Consider the following 13,116-nt stretch of genomic DNA (forward strand, 5'->3'; position numbering starts at 1 on the left):
AACCCTTACTTCTTGAACATATCCCGCAGATTGGCGATATTAGCCTTACCGGTTTCCATCCTTTGCTGCTCACTCTGCTGCGGCTTGCGATTTTCCCAGACCAAGTCATCCTGAGGCAGCTCCATCAAGAAGCGACTGGGCTCACAGCGCATGGTTTCGCCAAATTGGCGCCGCTCACGGCAAAGCATAAACCACAGCTCTTTTTGAGCCCTGGTGATACCAACATAAGCCAGACGCCGCTCTTCATCGACATTATCTTCATCTATGCTGGTCTGATGCGGTAGAATTCGTTCTTCCACCCCCACCATAAACACATAAGGAAACTCCAGCCCCTTTGAGGCGTGCAGCGTCATCAACTGCACCTGATCACCACTTTCATCCTCATTGTTTCTTTCCATCATGTCCCTGAGCGTCAGCCTATTAACCACTTCTGGCAGACTCATGGGCTCATCCAGGTCGTCACCGGCCAACATCTCCGTCACCCAGCGATACAGCTCGGAGATATTTTTCATCCGCATCTCAGCGGCCTTGGCACTGGTGCTGGTCTCGTAGAGATAATCTTCGTAGTTTATCTTGCGGATCAACTGCTTGATAGCATCAACTCCCTCACCCCGCTGAGCGATTTCACCGGTATCGACAATGAAGCGACCAAACTCATAGAGTGAGCCCATAGCCGCCGGAGGCAGGTGATGATTCAATTCAGGAGCAAAAATCGCCTCAAACATGGAGATATGTTTCTGGTTGGCAAAATTCCCGAGTTTTTCCAAGGTTGCCGGGCCAATCCCACGCTTGGGCAGGTTAACGATACGCAGGAAGGCGTTATCATCATCCGGATTCACCACCAAACGCAAATAGGCCATGATGTCCTTGATTTCGGCTCTGGCAAAGAATGAGGTGCCACCACTGAGCTTATAGGGGATACGGTTGGTCATCAGCGCCCGTTCCAGCAAGCGGGACTGGTGATTCCCCCGATAAAGGATGGCGTATTCCCCATAGCTGGTCTTGCCCATGAACTTATGGCGAATGATTTCGGCCACCACCCGTTCGGCTTCCTGCTCTTCATTGGCAGCAAACAGTACCCGCAGCGGCTCGCCATAGGCCAACTCACTGAACAGCGACTTATCATACACATGGGGATTATTGGCGATCAGAATATTGGCCGCCCGTAATATTCGCTGACTGGAGCGATAATTTTGTTCCAGCTTAATAAGCTTGAGCTCGGGAAAGTCTTTACCCAGCAACACCAGGTTTTGCGGCTTGGCACCACGCCAGGAGTAGATGGACTGGTCATCATCGCCTACCACAGTAAAACGCGCCCGCTCCCCCACCAGCAATTTAACCAGTTCATACTGGCTGGTGTTGGTATCCTGATATTCATCCACCAGCAGGTAACGGATCCGTGCCTGCCAACGGGCTCTGACATCGGCATTATGCCGCAGCAATAGAGTTGGCAGCAGGATAAGGTCGTCAAAGTCCAACGCATTGTAAGCCTTCATATGCTGGGCATAACGTTGATACAAGAGTGCAAACAGTTGCTCCTGTTCACCCTTGGCTATCTTGCGGGCGTGATCCGGGATCACCAAGCCCCCCTTCCAATTGGAGATCATGGTCGCCAGCGCCCGCAGCAGATCTTTATCCTCCTGCAGCTCGTCCTGGGTTAACTCCTTGAGTAGCGCCAAGGTGTCCTGATCATCGAACAAAGAGAAGCCGGCCTTGAGGCCCAATGTCTTGTGTTCACGCTTGATAATTTCCAGCCCCAGAGTATGAAAGGTAGAAATCCACAGTCCCCTGGCTTCCTTGCGGCCCATGGATTGAGCCACCCGCTCTTTCATCTCCCGCGCAGCCTTATTGGTAAAGGTCACTGCGGCAATATGCTTGGCCTGATAACCACACTTCTGCACCAGGTGGGCTATTTTGTTGATGATAACCCGGGTCTTGCCACTACCGGCGCCAGCCAATACCAGGCAGGGACCGGAAACATAATGGACGGCTTCATTCTGGGCAGGATTAAGTTTCATGGGTTATCGATATCTCACACAAGGACACTCTAGAAGCAGGGATCATACCAGAATCAATGCCGGAGACAGCCCCCAAATCCCGTTAGGGATACTTCTGGCAAAGGACAAGGGCCATTTGCTGAGCTCCAATTCTTGCTTCCGGGTCTGTAAGCCAAAGCAGAGCACTCATGGGACGGGTTCGCATCTTCCTTAGGTTAGCCTTGGGTTCAATGCAGCCTATAAGTTACAATCAGTTAAAACCTTGCCAGTGGATTAAAGAGATGATCAACCCCAAGAAAATCGAAGAAATGGCCAAACAGCTGAGCGAAAACCTGCCTTCTGGGCTGAAGCAATTTGCCGGTGAGTTTGAAGAACGCAGCAAGCAAGTACTGCAACACCAATTGCTGAAGCTGGATCTGGTCTCCCGGGAAGAGTTTGAAGTGCAGCAACACGTGTTACTGAAAACCAGGGAAAAATTGGAAGCCCTGCAAGCCAGAGTCGAAGCGCTGGAAGCCAAAGCTGAGCAGGCTGAGTAACCCATCTCACCCCAAAATACATAAGGCCGCTCATGAGCGGCCTTATGTTTCAACACAGCTAAATTAAAGCATATGCCGATAGCCCAAAGTAAAGGCGATATCCGTGCTGTTATCCATGTTGAGGAAGTTTTCAATCACAGTAAACTCTATAGCACTGCGATCCAGATAATAGCGGTAGCCCAGCACAGCTTCATTTGAAGCTTCAGAGAAGTCATCATCCGCTTCTGTCATTCCTTCGTACCTGTGATACTCCAGCATCCAGCCATGACGACCAACACGATATTCATAACCCAGCCCAAGCATCAAAGCATTGGACTTATAAGGCATGTCCGACAGTACCTCTTCGTCCTCACGGAAACTCAAGCCAAGTGTTGAATGGAAATTATGCCGTCCGTTGCGATAGCTGTAATTCAGCTGCAACGCCTGCTCAAAGTTTTCATTGGCGAAAGGCCCCGAGCCCACATAGTTGTAATACAGGCTCCCCCCAACAGACAGGCCATGGTGCTCATTCTGCAGCAACTGATACCCGAGATAAATGTTGAAGGCATTGTTTAGGGTCTCACCACCAAAATCGCTGATATTCACATTATGTTGCTTGGAGTAGATCTGATTCTGATTTCGTGGCTGATGGTCACGACCATTCTGATCAAAACCGAAAGCATCGTGAAACCACATTGTCAGTGAATCCAAATGGTTGTTACCACTGAAACGCCAAGTATAGTTGGCGTCCAACATCCAACGGTCATCGATTTGCCACTTGAGACCACCGGTTAAAGAGTTGTGATAATAGTCAGCCAGATAATCTTCTGTCTCGGCCCAGACGCTGGCCATATTACCGGTCAGATACCACTCTTTTTGTCCCTTTGCCATGGAAAAGCCCGAACGCAACATGGGGGTCAAACTGCTGGACTGCAGAGGAGACTGGGCATAAACCCTGAGCGGCCCATAGTCGTCAAAATCGGCCAGTTCAGCATGCAGGGGCAGACTGAAAAAAATCGGCAACCAACAAGCTTTAGAGAAGTACTTCATAAGAGTCATCATACCAATTCACATGGTCGGTTATTTTAAATGACTGCAGCATCGATTCACACTCATTATAGATGATTCAATCATGACCACATTGTCACAATAAATGTGACAGTAAAACCATTCACTTGTCGGCGTTATTCAAGTAAACCTAATTCAATATTTCTCCAATTTGGTATAGGCATAATTTTGCCACTATTGATCAGTGACTTGTCATGATATCTCCAGCCAAATCTGCTTTAATGCTGCAACGAGTAGGTTAAAGGAACATACCTCATGATATTTCAAGTTATCCTCATGCTAATAGCGCTGACCTTGCTTGGAGCCATAGGTTTCGGGGCTTATCTACTGCTGAAAAGCCTAATGAAGAAACAAAATGGTCACACGTCGCTGCCTCAACTCAAATCCAAATTAACTCTTAAGCTATTTGCGGTGGCCATGGTGGGTCTGTTGTCATTGATCCCACTTGGAATGATCCAGGATCTCAGCCAGGACAGAGAAAGCCTCTATCGCCAAGTGGTGCGTGAGATCGGCCATACCTGGGGCGATGCCCAAACCTTGGCCGGTCCGGTTTTGGTACTGCCATTTCGCTACGAAGTGATCTCCGACAGCAATATCGACGGCAAACAACACCGCAGTCGTCAGGTCTACAGCGATGAACTCTTGATCCTGCCCAAAGGCATGACGCTCGATGCCGGTCTTAAACATGAATTCCGCCATCGCGGCATCTATCAGTCACTCGTGTATCTGGGCCAAGTCAAAGGCCGGGCCGACTTCGAACTGCCTAAAATAAATATCCCAGGGCTACTCGGCTTTGACTATAACCAGGCCCGCTTGGTGTTCGGCGTTTCAGCCAACCAGGCTATTGAGACTGTCAGTCGTTTTAATCTGGCTGGTGAGCAGGGCGTGCCCAGCTTGATGTCAGGTACAGGGCTGGATAACACAGGTGGCCTTAGCCGCGGCTTTCATCGCACCATAGCGCTGGATCCGAGCCAAGGAGAATACCAACTGACATTCCAGCTCAGCCTCAGAGGTTCTGAGGGCTTGGAGGTACTGCCACTGGCGGAACTGAGCCAGATAGATATCCATGCCGATTGGCCACATCCCAGTTTTCAGGGTTACCTGCCCGCCAGCCGTAATCTCAGCACTGAAGGTTTTGATGCCAACTGGCAGATAAGTCATCTGAGCCGCAACTTCCCTCAGGTGTTCCGCGCCAGTGATGGCCGGGATCTCACCGAGATCAGTGCCAGTGTCACCCTGTTCGAACCCGTGACTCACTACGGCAAGATAGAAAGGTCGCTCAAGTACGGCATACTCTTTATTTTGCTGACCTACATACTGCTGCTGATCTTCGAGCTGGGCAACAAGTCACGCCTCAGCGCAGTACAGTATCTGATGGTGGGTGGCGCCATGTGCCTCTTCTATCTATTACTGCTGTCGCTGTCGGAACACCTGCTGTTTTTAACCGCTTATCTGGTGGCAGCTGCGGTTCCCCTGCTCAGTATTCCGCTGTATGTTGCCAGCGCCAGTGGTAGTCGGCGCCAAGGAGCGATAGTTGCCGCCATGTTGGCAAGTCTCTACGGTGTACTCTACTCCATACTCCAGCTGGAAGATTACGCCCTCTTGATGGGAACCGGATTGCTGGTACTGATAATGCTGATACTTATGTACCTCACCCGCCACCAACAAATCGAGGAGTAGTTCCCACTGGACTTAACCTAAGAGTTGAACCAAGCAGCAAATATGCAAAGGCGCTCAGATAAACGAATAAGCCCACGTTTACCTGAGCGCCTTTCAATTCAAAACATGAGCTTCATCAGTGACCTAGTATTGCCGTTATAACCCTGCACAAAAAACAGCCTAAAATCACAGTTCCCCAAGCGGTTGATTTACATCTAACATCCTTAGTGGTAAAAATTGAGCGGTAAAGCTACTTTCAACTCTCATTGAGGCATTGATGCTGGAGATTGTAATCATCAGATAATCAGTTAACTGACCTTCCAAGGTCGGTCTGATTATCAATGCGCATAAATCAAAGGTGGACACTGACAAGTGCCCGCACGTTTTGCTCATGATGATTATCGAGTTTTTCCAGTATGAATATATCCCGTCAGGAACAACGTACCCTGCACGTCCTCGCCAAAGGCGGACGCATTTGTTATTTCCGCGACACTTCAGGTCGCGTCACAGCCGTTGAATGTTATAGCCGCGAAGGGCTTGTTCTTTGCGACTGTACCCTCGCCATTTTCAAAAAGCTCAAAGCCAAAAAACTGATCAAATCTGTCAAAGGTCAGCCCTATCGCATAACCACGGCCGGCTTGCACAATGTGCGCGCCCAACTGGACAACCGTTGAGGAAAGAAAGATGAATACACTATTTTCCCGTGACTATATCAACAGCAACATGATGGGTCCCAACGCCCTGCTGCTGGCCGAAGAAGTCTGCCGGTCACTGCAACTGCAACCAGGGATGCGGGTGCTGGACTTGGCCTGTGGCACAGGCATCACCTCCATCTATCTGGCAAAGGCCTTCAACCTCGAAGTCACCGCTATGGATCTTTGGATAGCGGCCGAAGACAATCAGGCAAGATTCAAGGCCGCAGGCGTGAAAGACAAGATCACGGCAGTGAACTTTGACGTAACCCAGATGCGGCCGGGACATGCCCCATTTGCAGAAAACAGTTTCGATGCTGTCTTGTCTATCGATGCCTACCACTACTTTGGTGCCAGTTCAGCGTTTTTTGACACCCACCTCGCCCCTTTTATCAAGCCGGGCGGCCAGGTCGCCATAGTGGTGCCCGGGCTGAAAAAGCCTTTTCCACTGCAGCAAAGCGTTGCCCCTGAGCTGGCCCCCTGGTGGCAGCCTGGGATGAACTTTTTCACCGTCGACTGGTGGATGCAACTCTGGCAACAGAGCGCATTTTTACAGATGGAGCAGTGCGAAGAGAGCGGGCAGTGCACCCAGGCATGGCAGGAGTGGTTGGCATGCGACAACCCTTATGCCGTACGGGATCGCGAGATGATGGCCGCCGAAAACGGCCAGTGGTTCAACTTTACCAAAATGACAGGCCGCATACACAAGTAAGCTTTAGAAAAGCAAGGAAATGTATGAATATCAATAAGCTAATCAGCCAACATTTGCCAATAAGGCTGTCGCCGAACGAAAGCAAAATTCCCTGGAATAATGCCGATTTCAGCCAGCGAATGCTGAAAAACCACCTCTGCCAGGAGCACGATTGGGCCAGTAGAAAACTGGCGGTGATTGAGCGCCAGGTGAATTGGCTCTACAGCCAGCTGGCTCCTGGCGCACAAGTGCTGGATCTGGGTTGTGGCCCCGGCTTTTACACTCAATTGTTGGCAAAACGCGGCTTTTGCTGCACCGGCGTCGACTTCTCACCAGCCTCTATAACCTACGCCCAACAACAAGCGCAGGCGGCTGGACTGGATATCGACTATCAACTGCTGGATGTCAGAAGCTACCGGCCGACCAAGAAGTTTGACTTCATCATGATGACCTTCGGTGAGCTGAATGTTTTCAGCGCAGCGGATGCCAAGAACTTACTCAAGCATTGTGCAAACTGGCTGATGCCGAATGGCAAGCTTGTTATAGAAGTTCACAGCTTTGATGAAGTCAAACGGCAGGGACAGGCTGAGCCAAGCTGGCAAAGGCATTCACAGGGCCTATTTCTCGATGCTCCCCACCTGCTGCTGACGGAGCATGCTTGGGACGAGGCACTCCAAACCAGTTCCACACTGTTTTGGGTGATTGAAGAAAACGGCAAGGTGACGCGATTCGGCAGCCGGATGCAGGCTTGGCAAGATGAGGAATATCTGCAGTTGTTAAACGAGTGCGGCTTCAACAATATTCAGCGGATAGACACTGCAGTGTGGCCCAGCAGCAATACCTTTGAGGGCAAGCTCTACACCCTAATGGCATGCTCCAAGGCATGACCTGAGTCCATTTAAAAGAGGAAGGTGCTCAGGTCTACGGGTACCTTCCTCTTTTTATTGTTATCAACACCAATACATTTCAGTAGCGCTTTCTAAGCAGTCTCAAGGCGTTGGCGGTTACCAACACAGTTGCGCCGGTATCGGCCATCACCGCCAGCCAGAGGCCGGTGATCCCCAGCAAGCTGGTCACCAGAAAAATCGCCTTCAACCCCAGCGCCAAAGCTATGTTCTGGCGAATATTGCTCAGGGTTGCCCTCGCCAAGTGGATCATTGCCGCCACCCCTCCCAACTGATTATGGGTCAGGGCCGCATCGGCGGTTTCCAGCGCGGCATCGGTTCCGCCGCCCATAGCAATACCAATACTGGCTCGCTTCATTGCCGGGGCATCGTTAATTCCATCTCCTGTCATGGCCACATTACGGTGCTTGGCCAATGCCGCCACCTCAGAAACTTTATCTTCCGGCAGCAGCCCGGCGCGCCAATCGATGGCCAGCTCCTCGGCAATCGCCTTGGCGGTTCTTGGGTTGTCACCGGTCAGCATTATGCTGTCGATACCAAGACGGCGTAGCTTGGCTATGGCTTCGGCGGCTTCGGCGCGCAGCTGATCCCTGAGGGCAATAATGGCCACAGGAAGAAGTAGCTCCCGCTCGGCATCACACAGTACCACCAGGGTTTGCCCCTGCTGTTCCAGTTCTGTGACGCGTTGCAGCAACTCAGGAGCAAGGTTTGGCAGCCTTGAAGGGGCCAACAGTCGCCAGTTTTGCGAATCGACTCGTCCTTCAACGCCCATCCCGGGTAAAGCCCGAATAGCTTCTGCGCCTGGCAATTCCAACCGCTGCTCTTTGGCATGATTGACTATCGCCAGTGCCAGGGGATGGTGTGAGCCCAATTCAATGGCGGCGGCCACCCTGAGCCACTTGGTCGCATCCTGCTCTGTGAGGCTCTCCACCAAGGTGACTTCAGGTTTACCTTCTGTGAGGGTGCCGGTCTTATCGAAGGCGACGGTATCGACATGTGCCAGTGCTTCCAATGCCGCGCCGCCCTTAATCAAGGCTCCCTGACGGGTTGCGGCCGCCAGCGCTGAGGTTACCGCCGCCGGCGTCGAAATCACCAAGGCGCAGGGGCAACCTATCAACAACAGTGTCAGGCCACGGTAGATCCATTGCTCCCAAGGTTCGGCGTACAGCAGAGGCGGCAACAGCACTGTCATCACGGCCAGCAGCATGATGGCTGGAGTGTACCAGCGACTGAATTTGTCGATGAATCTCTCTATCGGTGCTCTCTGCCCTTCGGCCTCTTCAATCAAATGCAGGATGCGGTCTATGGCGTTACTGCCGGGCTCGGAGACAACTTGCATTTTTACCAGCCTGTCGGCTGCCAGGCAGCCGGCGGCGACCCGTTCGCCCTTAATCCTTTCTACCGGGATAGATTCTCCTGTCAGGGCACTTTCATCAAATGCCGCCAAGGCATCAAGCAGTTCGGCATCGGCAGGTAGGCGCGCCCCAGGCGCAACTTCTATAATATCGCCCGGGCGCAACTCTGAGGCGGCCACCTCTTGCCTCTGGCCATCTTGCAACCTCAATGCCTTATCCGGCACCAATGCCATCAAGGCGCTGACTCCGGCGCGAGCGCGACCGGCCGCAAACGATTCGAGCTGCTCACCGAGCATAAACAGAAGCAACACCATGGCCGCCTCGGCCGTTTCGCCCAGTAACAAGGCTCCTATGGCGGCAACAGTCATCAGGGTTTCAATGGCAAAAGGGGTGCCGCTGCGAATAAGGGCCCAGGCCTTGCGGGCAATAGGCAGCAGCCCCCAAACTGTAGCCAGAGTGAACAGACTGGTGCTGATACTCGCAGGCGCCAGAGCCGCCAGCAGCATTAACAGTGCCAGTGACAAAGGTTGCCAGTATTTGGGTTGCCAGTATTTGCCAAGCCGGCTCGCCGAGCCGGGTTTTGGGCCTTCCTTACCTGCTTGGGTCTGCTGCTTAAGCTTAAAGCCGGCCGCAGACACAGCATCGACTATGCCTTGGGGTGAAACGCCGGGCGTCAGTTCCACCAGCAGCTTTTCGGTGGCAAATACCACCCTGGCGCTGCAAACACCGCTCACCCTGGAAACAGCAGTTTCGACTTTACGGGCACAGCTGGCACAATCCATACCGAGGATTTGCCACTGATGCTGCTCGCCTTGAGCAAGCCGGGCAGTGTTTATTTCAGTAGCAGAGTCGGCCTGATGGGACTCATGATGATCATGGCAACAAGCTGAATAACAGCCAGAATGCTCGTTGGAATGACCAACGGCATTACCGGCTATCTGGCTATCTGTGCAATTTGCCGGGTCCTTAGCCCCCGCCTTCACAGTCTCGGGAGTAGATTTGGGATCACAACAGGAATGACTCATAACTGTGCCTCGCGCTATGGCTCAAATGATGCCGCGGAACTCAAATGTGACTATCCGGGCCGTTTGCTATTGCCAAGGAGTGTAAAGCTTGGAGTAAGCTCCAGAGTCAAGCAGCTGGACCAAAGTATTTGCCCGGCCTACAAGCCACTATCAATTAACCAGCCATAATCACCGTGCCGTCCTAGCCTATAACGGCGCCGATTGTCCCATTTACCGCCATCAGTGTTGCGCTTGACAGTCAACCGTCTTCCACCAAAAATGCGCCGGGGATTTGAAGATACAGGCGCTATTTCACCACAAAGCAACATACTGAAAGAGGCTCAGAAAAATACTGGAAGACACTGCATTGCAAGTCATCTTCAACACAGAGCAAAGAACAGATGGCGCAACTTATGCCTCTGATATTGGTTAAGTCAACTATTTCAGGGTTAAGTAAGCAGGCCCTAACTCCCTGTTAACGCCAGCTTAAGATTGAAGCCTGGTGGCGACTGCGGTTAACATAGTCGGTCGATTTTTCTTTTTTATGATCCTGAGGGAGCCCAAGTTGTCCTTGATCCGAGGTTGTCTTGCCTTTAGCGGCTATGTTATCAACACCCTGTTTTGGAGCCTGCCAATTCTACTGGGCAGCCTGTTAAAACTGCTTCCCATTAAGCCGTTGCAACGCCTATGCAGCCACTTTCTGGACATCTGCGCCAGTGCCTGGATCAGTGTTAACGGCGGCATAGAAAAGCTGTTTCATCCGCTGAAGATGCATATAGATGAGCTTCCGGAGCTATCAGAGCAGGAGTGGTATATGGTGGTAGCCAACCACCAGAGCTGGGTCGATATTCTGATCCTGCAGCGACTGCTCAATCGGCGGATCCCTTTTCTCAAGTTCTTCCTGAAAAAAGAGCTGATTTACGTCCCGGTACTTGGGCTGGCTTGGTGGGCGCTGGATTTCCCCTTTATGCGCCGTTACAGCACGGCCGAGTTGAAAAAGAACCCCAAACTCAGGGGCAAAGACATTGAAATTACCCGTAAGGCCTGTGCCAAATTCAAGCACAAGCCGGTGAGCGTGATGAACTTTGTCGAAGGTACCCGCTTTCAGCCCAGCAAGCACCAGAAGCAAAACTCACCGTTCAAACACCTGCTAAGACCCAAGGCCGGCGGCATGGCCTTTGCGTTGTCGGCCATGGGCGAACAGATCCATAAACTGGTGGATGTCACCATCTACTACCCCGGCAAGATCCCCAGTTTTTGGGACTATATCAGCGGCCGTTTGCCCGAGGTTTATCTCCACTTGGAGGTCAAGGAGATAGACCCGGGGATGCGAGGTGACTACGCCAATGATCGCCAGTTCAAACAAGCCTTCCAGGAGCGGCTGAACGCCCTCTGGCAGCAAAAGGATGAGGTGTTGGAGCGACTGGCCGCCAAGGCAAACCATTCTCAAGGGGACTCCTGATGTTACACTTCCTGCCCGGGCCAGTGCTGTTTATTCTCAGCCTGAGCCTGCTGATCATTAACACCGCCGTTTGGGGCTCGCTGGTGTGTATCGGCGGCCTGTTCAAATTGTTGCTGCCCTGGAAGAGTGGCCGTATCGCCATGACCCGGCTAATGAACCGTTTCATGTGGGCCTGGGCCAGTTGCAATGGCGGTATACTGCACCTAATAGCCAAGGTCGAATGGGATGTGCAGGGGCTTGAAAGCCTCAAGCCGGATGGTTGGTATCTACTGATCAGTAACCACCTCAGTGGCTTTGATATTGCCGCGCAGACTTATATCCTGCGCAACAACATTCCCATGCTGAAGTTCTTTCTCAAGAAAGAGCTGCTGTATGTTCCCATCATGGGCCTGGGTTGCTGGGCGCTGGACATGCCCTTTATGAACCGTACCAGCCCGGAAAAGCTGAAGAAGAACCCCAAGCTCAGGGGCAAGGATCTGCAAACAACCCGGCGCTCCTGTGAAAAGTTCAAAGACTTGCCCACTTCCATCATCAACTATGTGGAAGGCAGTCGCTTCACCGAAGACAAACGACAAAGGCAAAAATCCCCCTACAAACACCTGCTGCGGCCAAAAGCCGGTGGCATCGCCTTTACCCTGTCGGCCATGGGCGAGCAATTTGATGCCTTGTTGAACGTGACTGTGGTTTATCCCGATGCTCCCAAGGATATTCTCGGTGCAGTGATGCAGGGTAAAGTGCACAAAATCGTGGTGCGAATTGAGGCTCTGCCTGTGCCGCAGGTGGATTCTGTTCGCTACTTCAGCGAACCAGAGTACAGGGTCGAGTTTCAGCGTTGGCTCAATGACATCTGGCAACAAAAGGATGCCCAAATCGATCAACTACTGGCCGAATACCAACCTGCCGACGACTACCGTAAGCTGGCACAAAAAAGCCACTGACAGTGATTGTCGAAGACACAGCAATGCCGGGTCTAAGCCCGGCATTGTTATTTTAAAACTGAGTATTTCGACTCAAGCACTTTTATCGCATTCAGTCAGATACTTCTCAACGGCGTCCAACTCAAACTCGCTGAACACTTGAATGCCATGGCGCATCAGCAAGGCGGCGGTCACGCCGTCGCCCTCTTTAAGTTGGCGGGAGAAACTACCATCGTAAACCCGGCCTTTGCCACAGGAAGGACTGCGGGCCTTGAGAATGGCAGCAACCACTTGCTGTTGCTGTGCCTTGGCCAGTGCCAACTCGGCGCCTAGCTCAAAGGCCTCGGTCACGTCCTCACCGTCACAGGTCAGCACTCGTCCCTGTATCTGTTCGGCCGGTGCTCTGGGTGTCGGCAAGCCACCGGCGCACTCGGGGCAGAAAGGCACCAGCCGTCCTTGGGCCTGCCATAGCTGCACTCTGACATCATTGAGCAAGTTATGGCCACCGTCATAGCGTACCTCTTGCCCCAATAAACAGGCGCTTATCAATATCCGATTCGGTTTTGCTGTGCTGATGATTTCTGCGCTCATACTTTTTTCACTCTTGTCATTCTTGCCTCTCTCATCACTCGGACGACTCACTCCGGGAGAGCCGCCCTTACCTGGTTGGCAATGACTCATGCTCCCTATTCAACGGCCCACAGTCAGAAAAACAACCAAGCTCCCCCTCTTTTCCTTGCCTGCCGCTGACAAGAAGCATTCTATCTGTCGCCCATTAAGAAAACTGTTTAAAACAAGATTGTCGACAATAGTTGCAATGGCAAGTGTAAACCCATGCTAACAGCAAGTTT

Annotated in this window: 11 protein-coding genes; 7 read left to right on the plus strand and 4 right to left on the minus strand. The window is 52.1% G+C overall.

Translation table 11 applies throughout. The features are described from left to right. Window positions 1-5: 5 nt before the first annotated feature. Window positions 6-2,018, minus strand: coding sequence for a DNA helicase Rep (gene rep, locus ACMHXH_RS13235; protein ID WP_071476428.1), 2,013 nt, complete (start codon window positions 2,016-2,018; stop codon window positions 6-8). Window positions 2,019-2,278: 260 nt separating this feature from the next. Between rep and ubiK the strand changes: the two genes are divergently transcribed. Next, window positions 2,279-2,533 carry a ubiquinone biosynthesis accessory factor UbiK gene (gene ubiK, locus ACMHXH_RS13240; protein ID WP_025010065.1) on the plus strand — a complete coding sequence of 85 codons (255 nt, stop codon included), beginning with the start codon at window positions 2,279-2,281 and terminating at the stop codon, window positions 2,531-2,533. Window positions 2,534-2,596: 63 nt separating this feature from the next. Here ubiK and ACMHXH_RS13245 read toward each other — a convergent pair whose 3' ends face one another. After that, window positions 2,597-3,562: a DUF3187 family protein gene (locus tag ACMHXH_RS13245; RefSeq protein WP_101095981.1), complete on the minus strand. Its 966-nt coding sequence runs from the start codon at window positions 3,560-3,562 to the stop codon at window positions 2,597-2,599. A gap of 276 nt (window positions 3,563-3,838) precedes the next feature. Between ACMHXH_RS13245 and creD the strand changes: the two genes are divergently transcribed. The 4 genes from creD to ACMHXH_RS13265 all read left to right on the plus strand — a co-directional run bounded on the left by creD (window position 3,839) and on the right by ACMHXH_RS13265 (window position 7,509). After that, the gene (gene creD, locus ACMHXH_RS13250) at window positions 3,839-5,260 is read left to right on the plus strand and encodes a cell envelope integrity protein CreD (protein WP_411911894.1); all 1,422 of its coding nucleotides are present in this window, start codon (window positions 3,839-3,841) and stop codon (window positions 5,258-5,260) included. 395 nt (window positions 5,261-5,655) lie between these two features. Further along, entirely contained in the window at window positions 5,656-5,913 is a 258-nt protein-coding gene (locus ACMHXH_RS13255; protein WP_025010861.1) for a YjhX family toxin, read from the plus strand. 10 nt (window positions 5,914-5,923) lie between these two features. After that, a complete protein-coding gene (locus ACMHXH_RS13260; RefSeq protein WP_144361374.1) occupies window positions 5,924-6,643 on the plus strand; it encodes an SAM-dependent methyltransferase in 720 nt (239 codons plus the stop codon). Window positions 6,644-6,666: 23 nt separating this feature from the next. Beyond that, the gene (locus ACMHXH_RS13265; protein WP_335912701.1) at window positions 6,667-7,509 is read left to right on the plus strand and encodes a class I SAM-dependent methyltransferase; all 843 of its coding nucleotides are present in this window, start codon (window positions 6,667-6,669) and stop codon (window positions 7,507-7,509) included. Between the two features lie 79 nt (window positions 7,510-7,588). Here ACMHXH_RS13265 and ACMHXH_RS13270 read toward each other — a convergent pair whose 3' ends face one another. Then, entirely contained in the window at window positions 7,589-9,907 is a 2,319-nt protein-coding gene (locus ACMHXH_RS13270; protein WP_335912700.1) for a zinc/cadmium/mercury/lead-transporting ATPase, read from the minus strand. A 544-nt stretch (window positions 9,908-10,451) separates the two neighbouring features. Between ACMHXH_RS13270 and ACMHXH_RS13275 the strand changes: the two genes are divergently transcribed. Both ACMHXH_RS13275 and ACMHXH_RS13280 read left to right on the plus strand, forming a co-directional pair. Next, window positions 10,452-11,348, plus strand: a complete 897-nt coding sequence (locus ACMHXH_RS13275; protein ID WP_260852967.1) for an acyltransferase — start codon at window positions 10,452-10,454, stop codon at window positions 11,346-11,348. After that, the gene (locus ACMHXH_RS13280) at window positions 11,348-12,286 is read left to right on the plus strand and encodes an acyltransferase (RefSeq protein ID WP_039035373.1); all 939 of its coding nucleotides are present in this window, start codon (window positions 11,348-11,350) and stop codon (window positions 12,284-12,286) included. The genes ACMHXH_RS13275 and ACMHXH_RS13280 overlap by 1 nt, the downstream gene beginning before the upstream one ends. A 72-nt stretch (window positions 12,287-12,358) precedes the next feature. On the opposite strand, the gene ACMHXH_RS13285 is transcribed toward ACMHXH_RS13280, so the two are convergent. Continuing rightward, a complete protein-coding gene (locus ACMHXH_RS13285) occupies window positions 12,359-12,856 on the minus strand; it encodes a DUF523 domain-containing protein (protein WP_144361378.1) in 498 nt (165 codons plus the stop codon). Between the last annotated feature and the right edge of the window lie 260 nt (window positions 12,857-13,116).

This window comes from Shewanella sp. BJSY2023SW001, assembly GCF_047314685.1.
Classification (GTDB): Bacteria; Pseudomonadota; Gammaproteobacteria; order Enterobacterales; family Shewanellaceae; genus Shewanella; species Shewanella indica.